The 14,459-nt window shown below is 73.4% G+C and carries 12 protein-coding genes; 5 read left to right on the forward strand and 7 right to left on the reverse strand.

Annotated elements, in window-relative coordinates; translation table 11 throughout:
• Positions 1-29: 29 nt before the first annotated feature.
• From OG514_RS06905 to OG514_RS06915, 3 genes are read right to left on the reverse strand one after another with little or no spacing between them, the layout of a single operon-like run.
• A complete protein-coding gene (locus OG514_RS06905; RefSeq protein WP_266891936.1) occupies positions 30-956 on the reverse strand; it encodes a LysR family transcriptional regulator in 927 nt (308 codons plus the stop codon).
• Positions 957-966: 10 nt separating this feature from the next.
• Complete coding sequence (locus OG514_RS06910) at positions 967-1,887, reverse strand: DMT family transporter (RefSeq protein ID WP_266900769.1); 921 nt, start codon at positions 1,885-1,887, stop codon at positions 967-969.
• Positions 1,888-1,898: 11 nt separating this feature from the next.
• Complete coding sequence (locus OG514_RS06915; protein ID WP_266891938.1) at positions 1,899-2,840, reverse strand: EamA family transporter; 942 nt, start codon at positions 2,838-2,840, stop codon at positions 1,899-1,901.
• A gap of 134 nt (positions 2,841-2,974) precedes the next feature.
• Between OG514_RS06915 and OG514_RS06920 the strand changes: the two genes are divergently transcribed.
• Positions 2,975-3,493, forward strand: a complete 519-nt coding sequence (locus OG514_RS06920) for a MarR family winged helix-turn-helix transcriptional regulator (RefSeq protein ID WP_266891940.1) — start codon at positions 2,975-2,977, stop codon at positions 3,491-3,493.
• Between the two features lie 126 nt (positions 3,494-3,619).
• Here OG514_RS06920 and OG514_RS06925 read toward each other — a convergent pair whose 3' ends face one another.
• The 3 genes from OG514_RS06925 to OG514_RS06935 are packed head-to-tail and all read right to left on the reverse strand — an operon-like array spanning position 3,620 to position 6,166.
• Positions 3,620-3,847, reverse strand: a complete 228-nt coding sequence (locus tag OG514_RS06925; protein WP_266891942.1) for a hypothetical protein — start codon at positions 3,845-3,847, stop codon at positions 3,620-3,622.
• 20 nt (positions 3,848-3,867) lie between these two features.
• A complete protein-coding gene (gene malQ / locus OG514_RS06930) occupies positions 3,868-5,967 on the reverse strand; it encodes a 4-alpha-glucanotransferase (protein ID WP_266891944.1) in 2,100 nt (699 codons plus the stop codon).
• A gap of 1 nt (position 5,968) precedes the next feature.
• Positions 5,969-6,166, reverse strand: coding sequence for a hypothetical protein (locus OG514_RS06935; RefSeq protein ID WP_266891946.1), 198 nt, complete (start codon positions 6,164-6,166; stop codon positions 5,969-5,971).
• 237 nt (positions 6,167-6,403) lie between these two features.
• On the opposite strand from OG514_RS06935, the gene OG514_RS06940 reads away from it, so the two are divergent.
• Positions 6,404-9,595 (forward strand): beta-N-acetylglucosaminidase domain-containing protein, encoded by a 3,192-nt coding sequence (locus tag OG514_RS06940; protein ID WP_266891948.1) that lies wholly within the window; start codon positions 6,404-6,406, stop codon positions 9,593-9,595.
• A gap of 76 nt (positions 9,596-9,671) precedes the next feature.
• On the opposite strand, the gene OG514_RS06945 is transcribed toward OG514_RS06940, so the two are convergent.
• A complete protein-coding gene (locus tag OG514_RS06945) occupies positions 9,672-10,235 on the reverse strand; it encodes an HNH endonuclease (RefSeq protein WP_030325842.1) in 564 nt (187 codons plus the stop codon).
• A 255-nt stretch (positions 10,236-10,490) separates the two neighbouring features.
• Between OG514_RS06945 and OG514_RS06950 the strand changes: the two genes are divergently transcribed.
• The 3 genes from OG514_RS06950 (at position 10,491) to OG514_RS06960 (ending at position 14,440) form a co-directional block, all read left to right on the forward strand.
• Entirely contained in the window at positions 10,491-11,552 is a 1,062-nt protein-coding gene (locus tag OG514_RS06950; RefSeq protein WP_266891951.1) for a mechanosensitive ion channel family protein, read from the forward strand.
• Positions 11,553-11,789: 237 nt separating this feature from the next.
• A complete protein-coding gene (locus OG514_RS06955; RefSeq protein WP_266891953.1) occupies positions 11,790-13,004 on the forward strand; it encodes an ROK family transcriptional regulator in 1,215 nt (404 codons plus the stop codon).
• A gap of 89 nt (positions 13,005-13,093) precedes the next feature.
• A complete protein-coding gene (locus OG514_RS06960) occupies positions 13,094-14,440 on the forward strand; it encodes an ABC transporter substrate-binding protein (protein ID WP_266891955.1) in 1,347 nt (448 codons plus the stop codon).
• Positions 14,441-14,459: the final 19 nt, after the last annotated feature.

The raw sequence follows: 14,459 nt of genomic DNA on the forward strand, positions 1-14,459 counted from the left end.
GGTCCATCGAATGTTTTCGACAGGCCTGTTCAGTTCTGCTGAACGGTTTCGCGCTGGGCCGCCGCCTGCCGGAGTGCGGCGAGCACCCGGGCCACCGCCGGGCCCTCCTCAGCCCCGCGCCGCACCGCCGCGACGACATGGCGGCGCGGCTGGTCGGCGGCGAGGACGCGCATGACGACCCCGGCGCCGCCGCGGCGCTCCGCGGAGGCCATCCGGGGCACCAGGGCGACGCCCATCCCGGCCTCGACCATGGCGAGGATCGCGGTCCAGCCGGAGGCGCTGTGAGCCTGCTCGGGCACGAAGCCGGCGGCCTCGCAGGCGGCGGTGGTGATCTCCGACCAGGGGCCGGAGCCGCCGAAGATCCACGGCTCGGCGGCGAGGTCGGCGAGCCGCAGTCCCGGCGCGTCGGCCTGCGGGTGCCCGGCGGGCAGGGCCACGTCGAGGGGGTCGGCGAGCAGCGGGACCCGGCTGAACTTGGGGTCGCGCACGGAGGGGGCGTGGGCGGCGAGCGAGAGTGCCAGATCGACCTCGCCGGCCGAGAGCAGTTCGTACGCCTCCGCCGCCTCGGCCTCCCGGATCCGGACGTCGAGCCCGGGGTGCGCGCTCCGCAACTGCCGTACGGCGGGCACGAGGAGGGCGGGCACGGACGTCGAGAACGCCGCCACCCGCACCTGTCCGGCCTCGCCCCGCAGATAGCCGTCGAGTTCGGCGTCGGCGCGCTCCAGCTGGGCGAAGACCACCTCCGCGTGCCGCAGCACCAGATGGGCGGCGTCGGTGAGCCGGACCCGGCGGCCCTGGGCCTCCAGGAGCCGTACGCCGAGCTGTTTGGCGAGATTGGTGAGCTGCTGCGACACGGCCGAGGGGGTCATGAGCAGCGCCTCCGCGGTCGCGGTGACGGTGCCGCGGTCACGGAGGGTGCGGAGGATCTGGAGCTTCTTGATGTCCCACTCGGTCATGGGGCGCAACCTATCGGGCGGAGCTCAGTGCCACTCCGCCGAGGATGAAGGCCATGCTCGCGCCGCCGAGGAGGCCGAGCTGCTCGCCGAGGAGGGCGTACGAGAGGAGGGCGACGCAGACGGGCTGGAGGTAGTAGACGATCCCGGCGCGGGCGGCGCCGATGAGGCCGATGGCCTTGTTCCAGGCGAAGAAGGCGACGGCGGAGGAGAACACGCCGACGTAGACGAGCGGGCCGACGGTGCCGGTCGTGGGCGCGAAGCCGCCCTGGGTCGCGAGGCTGACCGCGTACACCGGAAGCAGCATCAGGGCGCCGAGGAGGAAGGTCGCGTAGAGGAAGACGACCCCGCCGAGTCCGTCCGGACGGCGCTTGAGCAGGGCGCTGTACGAGGCGAAGCTGAGGGCCGCGGCGAACATCCACAGGTCTCCGGCGCCGAGCCGTACCGGAAGCGCGCCCTTGCCGACCAGGAGCAGCACTCCGGCGCAGGCGATCACCATGCCCGTCACGCGGCGGGCTCCGAGCCGGGCGCCGCCGAACCGCTCGTACAACGCCATGACCACCGGCGAGGCGGCCATGATCATGCCCATGTTGCCGGCGGAGGTGGTGAGTCCGGCCTGGTTGACGAGGGTGTTGTAGACGGTGATGCCGAGCAGCGAGGCGAGGGCGACGAAGCCGAGGTGGCGGCGGACCAGGTGCCGCTGTCGCCAGGTGGCGCGGGCGGCGAGGGGGGTGACGACGAGGATCGCCACGATCCAGCGCCAGAAGGCGGCCTGGACGGGCGGGACGGTGTCGTGCAGGGCGCGGGCGGCGACGAAGCTGCCGGACCAGACGACGGTGGCGAGCAGGGCGAGGAGCACGCCGAAGCCGGCGCCTCGGACGGGCGCCGGCTTCCGGGTGGCGGTTGCGGTCGGGTGACGTGCGGCGGTGATCAGGCTCATGCCGCCTACCGTCGCACCCCCGAAACCTCCAGGTCCATCGAAACTTCCTGACCGTTCCTTTCAGCTGCGCTGAACGATTCCGGCGCCTTCGGAGTGCGGGTGCCCAGCTGGCCCGCCAGGGAGGCACCGAAGGCGATCGCCATGCCGAGCAGCTGCACCGGGCCGAGCGCCTGACCGAGCGCGGCCCAGCCGATGATCGCGGCGGTGATCGGCGAGAGCGGGCCGAGGAGGGTGACGGAGGAGGCGCTGAGCCGCTCGATGCCGCGGAACCAGAGGAAGTACGAGATCGCGGTGTTGCCGAGGGCGAGGTAGGCGTAGCCGGCCAGATTGGTGCCGGTCAGGGCCGGCGGGGCGCCCTCGATCAGGAAGGCGATCGGCAGGATGACCAGGCCGCCGGCGGTGAGCTGCCAGCCGGTGAGCGCGAGGGCTCCGACACCCTCGGGGCGGCCCCAGCGCTTGGTGAAGACGACACCCGCCGACATCGACAGGGCGGAGAGCAGTCCGGCGAGCACACCGACCGCGTCGAAGGCCGCCCCGGCCTTGAGGACCACCAGGCTGACACCGAAGGCGGCGGCGATGGCGGTGAGCAGGGTCTTCGCCGTGGGCTTCTCGCCGAGGAAGAGGGCGGCGAGGCCGACGACGAAGAGCGGGCCGACCGAGCCGACGACGGCGGCGATGCCGCCGGGGAGCCGGTAGGCGGCGAGGAAGAGCAGCGGGAAGAAGGCGCCGATGTTGAGGGCTCCGAGGACGGCGGACTTCCACCACCAGGCGCCCTGCGGGAGCTTGCGGGTGAGCGCCAGGAGCATCAGGCCGGCGGGCAGGGCGCGCATCAGGCCGGTGAAGAGCGGCCGGTCGGGCGGCAGGAACTCCGTGGTGACGAAGTAGGTGGAGCCCCAGGAGACCGGGGCGAGGGCGGTCAGTGCGACGACGGCGGCCTTGCGGGACATGACGGTTTCCCCCTTGATGCGGGTGCCGGTGCGGTGAGCCCGTACTGGCTTGGCGGTGATTAACTTACCACTAAGCTACTTACTTGCAAGTGGCTTTCTTGCCATCGAGTCATGAGGAAGGGGAGACTGGCCGCATGGAGACGAAGAACCCCGGCCCCGGCCCCGCCCACGACGCCGTCGACGCCATCGCCGACCAGTGGGCGGCCGTCCGCCCCGACCTGGACACCGTGCCGATGGCCGTCTTCGGACGGATCTACCGGCTCTCGAACGCCATGCGCGGCCGGGTGGACAAGGCGTACGCGCCCTACGGCCTGGCGCTCGGGGAGTTCGACGTGCTCGCGACCCTGCGCCGCTCCGGGGAGCCGTACACGCTCTCACCCCGCGAACTGACCGCCACGCTGATGATCACCACCGGCGGGATGACCGGCCGGCTCGACAAGCTGGAGAAGGCCGGACTGCTGACCCGCAGCCCCGACCCGAACGACCGCCGCGGGCTGCGGGTCACCCTCAGCGAGCGCGGCAAGGAGCTGGTGGACCAGGCGGTCGGGGCCGGCCTCGGAGAGCAGCGGGCGGCCCTGGAAGGCGCGCTCACCGGGGAAGAGGCGGAGCAGCTGGCCGGGCTGCTGCGCAAACTGCTCGCGACCACGGCGTGAGGCCTTCCGGGGCCCGAACGGGCCCCGGAGGCCGCTGGGCACGCTCTGAAAGCGCTCAACGCACGCAAGGGCGCCGCACGGTACGAGTACCGTGCGGCGCCCTCGGCGAAGCGGAGGAGAAGGCGGTCAGACCTTCTTGGACTTGTCGAGCACCATGACCAGTCCGATGATCACCAGGAACAGCGCCAGCGGTGCGGCCACGAACAGGCCGAGGGTCTCGATGACCGACAGCTTGGGAGCCGGGTCGTCGCCGTCGTCGCGGGTGAGCGCGAGCGCGGGGGACGACATGAGCAGCATCATCAGCGTCGTACCAGCCGCGAGCGAGCCGGCGCGCAGTGCGTTCTTCTTGTCCACGGTGCAAACGTAGCGAACACCTAATCGGACCGCGCGCCCGGGGGTGCCGTACGGGCGTCGGGGCCGCTCGTCCGCGCGTGCAGTTCGCGCAGCAGGGCGTGCGCCCGGGGCGAGGCCGCGAGCCGCTCCAGGGTGATCGGCTGTCCGTCCGCGTCCGCGAGCGGCAGCCGCCAGTTGGGGTACTCGTCCCAGGTGCCGGGCAGGTTCTGCGGTCTGCGGTCCCCCACCGTGTCCGGCAGCCACACCCCGACCATCCGGGCGGGGGTGTCGAGGAGGAACCGGTGGACGGCCCTGATCTCGGCCTCCTCACCCCCCGGGCCCTCCGGGAGCAGCCCGCGCCGCTGGAACAGGGCCAGCCACTCGGCGGTCCCGGCCGCGTCCGCCGCCCGCTCGCGCTCCAGGTCTCCGGAGAGCAGGCCGAGGCGGTGCCGCAGGGTGACGTGGTCGCCGGAGAGCCGGGCCGCGGTCGAGGGCAGGTCGTGGGTGGTGGCGGTGGCCACGCACGCGGCGCGCCACTCGTCCGGGTCCAGCGGGCGGCCGGTGCCCGCCCAGTCCCGCTCGAACCAGAGCACCGAGGTGCCGAACACCCCGCGCGCGGCCAGCTCCTCCCGTACGCCCGGCTCGACCGTGCCGAGGTCCTCGCCGATGACGAGGGCGCCCGCCCGGTGGGCCTCCAGGACCAGGACGGCGAGCATCGCCTCAGCGTCGTACCGGACGTACGTGCCCTCGGTGGGCTCGCTGCCCTCCGGCACCCACCAGAGCCGGAACAGGCCCATCACGTGGTCGATGCGCAGCGCGCCCGCGTGGCGCAGGAGTTCGCGCAGGAGTCCGCGGTACGGGGCGTAGCCGGCGGCGGCGAGGGCATCGGGCCGCCAGGGCGGCAGGCCCCAGTCCTGGCCCCGGGAGTTGAAGGCGTCGGGCGGGGCGCCGACCGACATGCCGGCCGCGAAGGCGTCCTGCTGGGCCCACGTGTCGGAGCCCTCCGGGTGGACGCCGACCGCCAGGTCGTGGACGATCCCGACCGTCATCCCGGCCTCGCGGGCGGCGGCCGCGGCGTCGGCGAGCTGCCGGTCCGTCAACCAGGCGAGCCGGCAGTGGAAGTCGACCCGGGCGGCGAGGACCAGGTCGTCGCGCACGGCGGCCTCGGCGGCGCACGGGGTACGCAGCTCCTCGGGCCAGGTGCGCCAGTGGTGGCCGTGCCGCTCGGCGAGGGCCTGGTAGGTGGCGTGGTCCTCCAGGGCGCGGCCGCGGGCGGCGAGGAAGTCGTGGAAGTCGGCGCGCCGCCCGGGGCCGGGCTCCACGCCGCCGACGACGAGTTCGAGGGCGCGCCGCTTGACCTCCCACACCGCGTCCCGGTCGATCGCCGCGCCCTTGCCGAGGACCCGCTCGCGCAGGTCCGCGGCCTCGGCGAGGATCCGGTCGAGCTCCTCGCGGCGCTCGGGGCCGATCAGGGCGTACTCGGGGATCTCCTCGATCCGCAGATGGACCGGGTCGGGGAAGCGCCGCGAGGACGGGCGGTACGGGGAGGGGTCGCTCGGAGCCCCGGGCACGCCCGCGTGGAGCGGGTTGACCTGGATGAAACCGGCGCCGTGCGTGCGGCCGGCCCAGCCGGCGAGTTCGCGCAGGTCGCCGAGGTCGCCCATGCCCCAGGAGCGGGTGGAGAGCAGCGAGTAGAGCTGGACGAGCAGCCCGTACGCGCGCCGCTCGGGGGCGGGCACGCGCGCGGGGCTGACGATCAGGGTGGCGGTGGCGGCGCGCCCGTCGGGGGCCTGTGCCCGGACGGTGTGGACGCCGAGGGGAAGGCACCCCCAGTCCTGGCCGGTGAAGGCGTCGCCGTCCTCGGTGGTGACCCGGAGCCGGGTGCCGGGCGGTAGGTCCGCCGGCGGGCGGGCGGGTTCCTCGCCGCGCCACCGGACCAGGGTCGGGGGCAACAGGCGCTCCCGGTCGGCCCGTTCGGCCGCGTCGAGGGCGGCGGCGACCCCTTCCGGTGTCGTCGCGTCCACGCCGAGGGCGCCGAGGACGGCCACCACGGTCGCGTCCGGCACGGGCACGGTGACGCCCGCGGAGGGGCTGTGGGCGGTGGCGACGCCGTGACGGGCGGCGAGACGGGCCAGGGTCACTTCACACTCCGGGGGACTCCGTGCCCGCACTTCCTGGGGCGGTGGGTTCGCTGGTGAGGGGGGCCGCCACGGTCAGGGGCGGTTCGCTGGTGAGGGGCGCGGCGTCGGGGAGCGGCGGTTCGCTGGTCAGCGGTTCGCCGACCGGGGCGGGCTGCTGCGGAATCCGTATCCGTCCGAGGTGGCGGGCGGTCGTGGTCACGGGGGTCTCCCGATTCGTCTCGACAGGTGGGACCTGGGTAACGACTGAGCCCTACCCACCGCACCTCGTTTTACCGGCGGAAAGTGGCGAAGTGACGTCACCTCGCCGACGGCTCGCCGGGCAAAGCCGACACATCGGCCACGCGCATTGACACCTCAGTGCGACGGGTGGTGGGCTCGTGACCCACTCGTGACCAAACAGGCGAGCGGCCGGCGGCCCCGGCCGAAGGGAGACTTCGTGCACCTCGGGCACCTCGGGCGCAGGAAACGCACCGCGACGGCCGTCGCCGCCGCCGTCATCGGAGGCCTCCTCGGCGGCGCGGTGCCGGGCTCGGCGCAGGCGGTCCCGAAGGCGGGCCCGCTCGCCCCGACGGCGCCGCGGGCACCGCTCGCTCCGGGGGACCCGGCCACACCGACAGGTCCGGCCACACCGACGGCCCCCTCGCCCACGGCCTCCTCCTCCACCACGGCGGACGCCGTCACCCCGCGCGTGCCCGCCGTCTGGCCGCGCCCGCAGTCCCTGACCGGCTCCGGGCCCGCCGTACGCCTCGGGGACGAGGTGACGCTGCTCGCGGACGCCGACGCCGATCCGTACGCCCTCGCCGCCCTGCGCGAGCTGCTGCGGGCCGCCGGGGTGCGGACCGTCCACACCGGACTCCCGGGCCGGGGGCCGCTCTTCCGGGTCGCCGGGCCCTCCGGCGAGGCCGCCGAGGACGCGCTGAGCGCCCTGCGGGTGCCCGACCGGATCGATCTGCCGCGCGGCGGCTACCGACTCGCCACGGGCCGCCTCCAGGGCCGGGACACGGTCGTCCTGGACGGGGTGGGCGAGGACGGCCTGTTCCACGCCGTGCAGACCCTGCGTCAGCTCCTCGGCACCGGCCGGGAGATTCCCGGAGTCGTCGTGCGCGACTGGCCGGGCACGGTCGAGCGGGGGATCACCGAGGGCTTCTACGGGACTCCCTGGACCGCCGAGCAGCGCCTCGACCAGATCGACTTCCTGGGCCGGACCAAGCAGAACCGCTATCTGTACGCGCCCGGCGACGACCCGTACCGCGGTGCACAGTGGCGCGAGCCCTACCCGCCCGCCCAGCAGGCCGAGTTCCGCGCCCTCGCGGAGCGGGCCCGCGCCAACCACGTGACGCTCGGCTGGGCCGTGGCGCCCGCCCAGTCCATGTGTCTGTCCTCGGCCGGGGACGTGGCGGCGCTGACGCGGAAGCTGGACGAGATGGGGGAGCTGGGGGTGCGCTCCTTCCAGCTCCAGTTCCAGGACGCCTCGTACGACGAGTGGCACTGCGACCGGGACGCCGACACCTTCGGGCGCGGTCCCGAGGCCGCGGCCGCCGCCCACGCGCGCGTCGCGAACACCGTCGCCCGGCACCTGGCCGAACGGCACCCGGACGCCGAGCCGCTGACGGTGATGCCGACGGAGTACTACCAGGACGGCACCACCGCGTACCGCACCGCGTTCGCCCGGGCGCTCGACACGGACGTGCGGGTGGCGTGGACCGGCGTCGGCGTCGTGCCCCGCACGATCACCGGCGGCGAACTGGCCACGGCCCGGGGCGCCCTGCGCCATCCGCTGGTCACCATGGACAACTACCCGGTCAACGACTACGCGCAGGACCGGCTGTTCCTCGGTCCCGCCACGGGCCGGGAGCCGGCCGTGGCCGCCGGGTCCGTCGCCTTCCTCGCGCTCGCGATGGAGCAGCCCGCGGCCTCCCGCGTCCCGCTCTTCACCACCGCCGACTACGCCTGGAACCCGCGCGGCTACCGGCCGCGGGAGTCCTGGCAGGCGGCGGTCGACGACCTCGCGGGCCCGGAGCCCGCCGCCCGTGAGGCGCTGCGGGCGCTCGCCGGGAACGGCGCCTCCTCGATCCTCGACCCGGCGGGTGAATCGGCGTACCTGAAGCCGCTCCTGGCGGCCTTCTGGGCCTCCCGTACGAGCGCGGGCGCGGGCACCGGCGCGGACGCCCGGCGGGACGAGGCGGCGCGGGCGCTGCGGGCCGCGTTCACCGTGATGCGCGAGGCACCCGGCCGGCTCTCCGGCACCGCCGGCGGCACCCTCGACGACGAGACCGGCCCCTGGCTGGAGCAGCTCTCCCGGTACGGCCGGGCGGGCGAGGCGGCGGTCGACATGCTGGTCGCCCAGGCGGCCGGTGACGGTGCGGCGGCCTGGCGGGCGCAGCTGCGCCTCGAAGAGCTGCGCAAGGAGCTGAAGGGGAGCCTGGTGACGGTCGGCGCGGGAGTGCTCGATCCGTTCCTCACGCGGGCGGTGGAGCGGGCGAAGGCCTGGACCGGCGCCGACCGGACCCCGGCGGCCCGTCCCGACCGTGCCACCGACTCGTACACCGTGCGGCTCGACCGGGCGCGGCCCGTGGAGGCGCTGACGGTGATGACGGAGCCGGGCACCGGGGCCGTGGGCGACGCGCGCGTGGAGGCGTACGTCCCGGGCGAGGGCTGGCGGGCGCTCGGCCCGCTGTCGGCGTCCGGCTGGACGCAGGCCGAACTCAAGGGGCTGCGGGCCGAGGCGCTGCGGGTGGTGTGGAGCGGCGGCGGGCCGGCGCCCGAGGTGCGTTCGCTGGTGCCGTGGTTCGCGGACGGGCCGCGCGCGGGACTCGACCTGGCGCGTACGGAGACGGACGCGGAGATCGGCGGCCCGGCCCAGCGGGTGGACGTGGAGCTGTCGGGCCTGCGCGCGGGCGAGGTGCGCGGGCCGCTGACGGCGAAGGCCCCCAAGGGGATCGCGGTCGCGCTGCCGAAGCAGGCGGTGGTCGAACGCGGCGCGCGGACGACCGTTCCCCTGGAGGTGTCGGTGGCGCCGGACGCGCCCGCGGGCACGTACCGGGTGCCGGTGTCCTTCGCGGGCGAGGAGCGGGTGCTGACCGTGCGTGCCTTCCCCCGTACGGCGGGCCCCGATCTGACACGGACGGCGACGGCCTCCTCCTCGGGCGACGAGACCGCGGACTTCCCTGCCTCCTCGGCGGCGGACGGCGATCCGGCCACCCGCTGGTCCTCCCCGGCGGAGGACGGCGCCTGGTGGCAGATGGAGCTTCCCGAGCCGGCCCGGATAGGGCAGGTGGTGCTGCACTGGCAGGACGCGTACGCCTCCCGCTACCGGGTCCAGGTCTCGGCCGACGGGCGCGTGTGGCGCACGGCGGCGACGGTCGCGGACGGCAAGGGCGGCCGGGAGTCGGTCCGGATGGACGCGGCGGACACGCGCTTCCTGCGGGTGCAGGGGGAGACCCGGGCGACGCGGTACGGCTATTCGCTCTGGTCGGTGGAGACATACGCGGTGGCCCCGAAGGACCCACCGAAGGACGCGCCGGAGAAGCCCGCGGACGAGCCGACCGGCGAGCCGACCGCGGATCCGACGCAACCGGGGACGGACACGCCGGAGACGGGCACGCCGGAGGAGCGGCCCGCCCCCTGAGGGGCCCGCCGCTCCCGTGCCGGTGCCCGCCCCGTGTACGCGCGCCAGTCCCGCGCGCGTACGCGAAAGGCCCGGCTCAACCCGTCGTCAGCGCCCTCACGGGGGCGTCGGCGACGGAGTCGATCCGGGCCATCACATCCTCGGCTCCGTACGGCTGGAGGTACGGCAGCCAGCGGGGGTCCCGGTGTCCGGTCCCGATGATCCGCCAGGCCAGGCCGGTCGGCGGGGCCGGTTGGTGGCGCAGCCGCCAGCCGATCTCGCGCAGGTGCCGGTCGGCCTTGACGTGGTTGCAGCGGCGGCAGGCCGCCACCACGTTCTCCCAGGCGTGCGTACCCCCGCGGCTGCGCGGGATGACGTGGTCGACGCTGGTCGCGACACCCCCGCAGTACATGCATCGCCCGCCGTCACGGGCGAAGAGGGCTCTGCGGGTCAAGGGAACGGGCCCCCGGTAGGGGACCCGCACGAAGCGCTTCAGTCGCACCACGCTGGGCGCGGGGACGACTTGGGTCTCGCTGTGCAGGAAGGCGCCGGATTCCTCGAGGCAGAGAGCCTTGTTCTCCAGGACGAGGACGAGTGCGCGGCGGAGCGGTACGACGCCGAGCGGCTCGTACGACGCGTTGAGGACCAGGACATGCGGCACGGATGCCTCCTATGACGCCGGCGGCGCGTGGCTCGCGCCGGGACGAACTGCTCTCAGTCTCTCCTCATGCCTGGTCGGAACGCCACCACGTACCGGGATCGGGGTGACGGGCCCGGCGTGTTCTCGACCACATCGGCATGTCTCCTTCTCTTTGCCCGGGTGAGGTCCGTCTCTCCCTCGAACAGGGCTACGGGACCACGTCCGACGCCCCGTTACTGTGGATGTTCTGCGTACGCGATGCCTGGAGGTTGTCCCGTGTCTTGGTCCGCCCTAGCGGCTGCCGGCGAACCCGAGCCCATTCCGGTGACCCTCGACGAGGCGGCGGAGAAGGCCACGAACGCGGCGAGCTGGGTGGAGGAGAACTGGTCCACCTGGCTGAACACCGGCCTGCGCATCCTGCTGATCCTGATCGTCGCGCTGCTCCTGCGGATGGCCGTCCGCCGTGCCCTGACGAAGCTGATCGAGCGGATGAACCGTTCGGCGCAGGCGGTGGAGGGGACGGCCCTCGGCGGTCTCCTCGTCAACACCGAGCGGCGGCGGCAGCGCTCGGAGGCGATCGGCTCGGTCCTGCGTTCGGTGGCGTCGTTCCTGATCCTGGGCACGGCCGGGCTGATGATCCTGGGCGCCTTCAAGATCGACCTGGCACCGCTGCTCGCCTCGGCCGGTGTGGCCGGTGTGGCGATCGGTTTCGGCGCCCGGAACCTGGTGACGGACTTCCTGTCGGGCGTCTTCATGATCCTGGAGGACCAGTACGGCGTCGGTGACTCGATCGACGCGGGCGTGGCCTCCGGCGAGGTCGTGGAGGTCGGCCTGCGGGTGACGAAGCTGCGGGGCGTGGACGGCGAGATCTGGTACGTGCGCAACGGCGAGATCAAGCGGATAGGGAACCTCAGCCAGGGCTGGGCGACGGCGGGCGTGGACGTGACCGTCCGGCCGACGGAGGACCTGGATCGGGTGAAGTCCGTGATCGTCGAGGCGGCGGACTCCATGGCGAAGGAGGAGCCGTGGAACGAGCGCCTGTGGGGTCCGGTGGAGGTGCTCGGTCTGAACGAGGTGCTCCTCGACTCGATGACCGTCCGCGTCTCGGCGAAGACGATGCCGGGCAAGGCGCTGGGCGTGGAGCGCGAGCTGCGCTGGCGGATCAAGCGGGGCCTGGACGAGGCCGGCATCCGGATCGTGGGCGGGGTCCCGGCGCAGGCCGAGGAGTCGGCCGCCGATCCGACCGCGGGCATGGCGGCCCCTTCGGCGTTCGCCTCGACGACCTCGCCGCAGTCGGCGGCGGCGACCCCGCTGCCGAGGACGGACCTCACCAAGTAGCGGCACGCGTACGGGAACGACAGGCGGAAGCACGCCTGCGTACGGGGACGACGCGTACGAGGACGAGCAGAAGCACGCGCGCGTGGAGACGCCCCCGCAGGTAACGCTTTGGTTGCCTTCGGGGGCGTCTCGCGTGCCCGGGTATTGACGCTTACGTGACGGCCGCCTTATTTTCCTTCCCACCGAATAGGAAACTTTCCTAACAGTGCTTCACCGTACGAGGGCAGGTGCGACCTCATGGCCGGTACGACTCCGGGAACCCCCGGCACGCCGCGCGTGCTGCGCGCCATGAACGACCGCGCCGCCCTCGACCTGCTCCTGGAGCACGGCCCGCTCTCGCGGACCCGGATCGGCAAGCTCACCGGCCTGTCCAAGCCGACCGCCTCCCAGCTGCTCGCCCGCCTCGAAGCGGCCGGGCTCGTCGTCGCCACCGGCACCACCGCGGGCAGGCCCGGACCGAACGCCCAGCTCTACGCGGTCAACGCGCGGGCCGCGTACGCCGCCGGACTCGACGTCGACCAGCACCGCATCCACGCCGCCGTCGCCGACATCACGGGCGAGATCGTCGGCGAGTACGAGCTCCGCACCCCCGGCCGCGCCGCCTCCGGCGTCGTCCGCCAGGTCACCGACGCCCTCGACGGGGCCGTCAAGGCGGCCGGGATCGACCGCGAGGACGTCCGGCGCCTGGTCATCGGCACCCCCGGCGCCTTCGACCCGGCCACCGGGCGCCTGCGGTACGCCTCCCACCTGCCCGGCTGGCACTCCCCCACCCTGCTGGAGGAGTTGGCCGCCGTCCTGCCGATGCCGTTCGAGTACGAGAACGACGTCAACCTCGTCGCCGTCGCCGAGCAGCGCCTGGGCGCCGCCCGGGGCCACGACAACTTCGCCCTGCTGTGGAACGAGGGGGGCCTCGGCGCCGCCCTCGTCCTCGGCGGGCGGCTGCACCGCGGCTTCACCGGGGGCGCCGGCGAACTCGGCTTCCTGCCCGTGCCCGGCACCCCGCTCGTACGGCAGGTCACCAAGGCCAACTCCGGCGGATTCCAGGAGCTCGCGGGCATCCAGTCCGTGCCCCGGATCGCACGCGCCGCCGGCATCGAGACCCCCGACCACCCGTACGTACCGGTGGTGACCGGGCTGCTCACGCACGCCGCCGAGGCGCACGGCGACGACCCCCGGTACGCGGAGCTGCTCGACCGGTACGCCGAGCGTCTCGCCACCGGGCTCGCCTCCCTCGTGGCCGTCCTCGACCCCGAACTGATCGTGCTGTCCGGAGACGCCCTCGTCACCGGCGGCGAACCCCTGCGCGCGCGGGTGCAGTCCGAACTCGCCGACCTCGCCCCTTCCCGACCGCGGCTCGTCCTCTCCGCCGTGCGCCGGAGACCCGTGCTGCGCGGCGCCCTCGAAAGCGCCCTCGCCACCACGCGCGACGAGGTCTTCGACACCTCGCGCTGACCCACCGAGCTTCACCCCGCCTGCACCATCGCCCGTTCGCCCGTTCGCCCGTTCGCCCCATCGCCCCTTCGCCACCGGGAGACACCGTCATGCCCGTACGTCCGCGCAGAGCCGCCGCCGCGCTCGCCGCCACCGCCTCGATCGCCCTCTTCGCCTCCGCCTGTACGGGCTCCGCGAACAACGCGGCCTCCGACGACCCCAAGGCCGAGACCACCATCACCTTCTGGCACGGCTGGGCGGCGCCCGCCGAGGTCAAGGCGATCGAGGACAACATCGCCCGCTTCGAGAAGGCCCACCCGAACATCAAGGTGAAGGTCGTCGGCGGCATCAACGACGACAAGCTGGGCCAGGCGCTGCGCGCGGGCGGTTCGAACGGCCCGGACGTCGTCTCCTCCTTCACGACGGCCAACGTCGGCAAGTTCTGCGCCTCGGGCGCGCTCGCCGACCTCAAGCCCTTCATAGAGAAGGACAAGCTGGACCTGGACAAGATCTTCCCGAAGGTCCTCCAGTCGTACACGCAGTTCGAGGGCAAGCGCTGCTCCCTGCCGCTGCTCTCCGACGCCTACGGCCTCTTCTACAACAAGGACGCCTTCAAGGCGGCCGGTCTCGACCCCGAGGCCCCGCCGAAGACCTGGTCCCAGTTCACCCAGGTCGCCAAGGCGCTCACCAAGGCCAAGGGCGACTCCTACGAGCAGCTCGGCGTCATGCCGAACTACCTCGGCTACGAGACCGTCGTCTCCCACTACATGTCGCAGTGGAAGCACAACGGGTACTTCGACGCGGACGGCAAGTCGAACATCGCCAAGGACCCGGCGTTCGCCGAGATGATGACGTACCAGAAGTCCCTGGTCGACGCCCTGGGCGGGTTCCGGAAGCTCGACAAGTACCGCACCACCTTCGGTGACGAGTGGGGCTCCAAGCACCCCTTCCAGACCGGCCATGTCGCCATGCAGCTGGACGGCGAGTGGCGGCTGAACTTCGTCAAGAACGCCAAGGTCGACTTCGAGGTCGGCGTCGCACCGCTGCCCGTCGCCGACGACGAGATCGCCGAGTACGGCAAGGGCTACCTCTCCGGCACGATCATGGGCATCGCCCCGCAGAGCCAGAAGCAGAACGCGGCCTGGGAGCTGGTCAAGTACATGACCACGGACACCGACGCCGTGGTCGGCTTCGCCAACGACATCGGCAACGTGCCCTCCACGCTGGAGGCGCTGAAGTCCCCGAAGCTGAAGTTCGACCCGCGCTTCAAGACCTTCCTGGACATCGCCCGGCACCCCGAGTCCACCACGTCGGACGGCGCGGTCAACGGCTCCGCCTACCAGGACACCCTTCAGAAGTTCGCCCAGCAGTACGAGAAGGGCCAGGTCACGGACCTGAAGAAGGGTCTCGCCGACACCGCGGCCCAGATCGACCGCGACATCGCCGCGGCGAAGTGACGGCCGGAACCCACCCATG

It is taken from the genome of Streptomyces sp. NBC_00572 (assembly GCF_026341815.1).
Taxonomy (GTDB): domain Bacteria; phylum Actinomycetota; class Actinomycetes; order Streptomycetales; family Streptomycetaceae; genus Streptomyces.

Coding starts and splice junctions, on each gene's coding strand:
- OG514_RS06920 (WP_266891940.1), top strand. CDS start 2,975: ATGGAGACGAAGAACCCCGGCCCCGGCCCCGCCCACGACGCCGTCGAC.
- OG514_RS06955 (WP_266891953.1), top strand. CDS start 11,790: ATGGCCGGTACGACTCCGGGAACCCCCGGCACGCCGCGCGTGCTGCGC.
- OG514_RS06960 (WP_266891955.1), top strand. CDS start 13,094: ATGCCCGTACGTCCGCGCAGAGCCGCCGCCGCGCTCGCCGCCACCGCC.
- OG514_RS06905 (WP_266891936.1), bottom strand. CDS start 956: ATGACCGAGTGGGACATCAAGAAGCTCCAGATCCTCCGCACCCTCCGT.
- OG514_RS06915 (WP_266891938.1), bottom strand. CDS start 2,840: ATGTCCCGCAAGGCCGCCGTCGTCGCACTGACCGCCCTCGCCCCGGTC.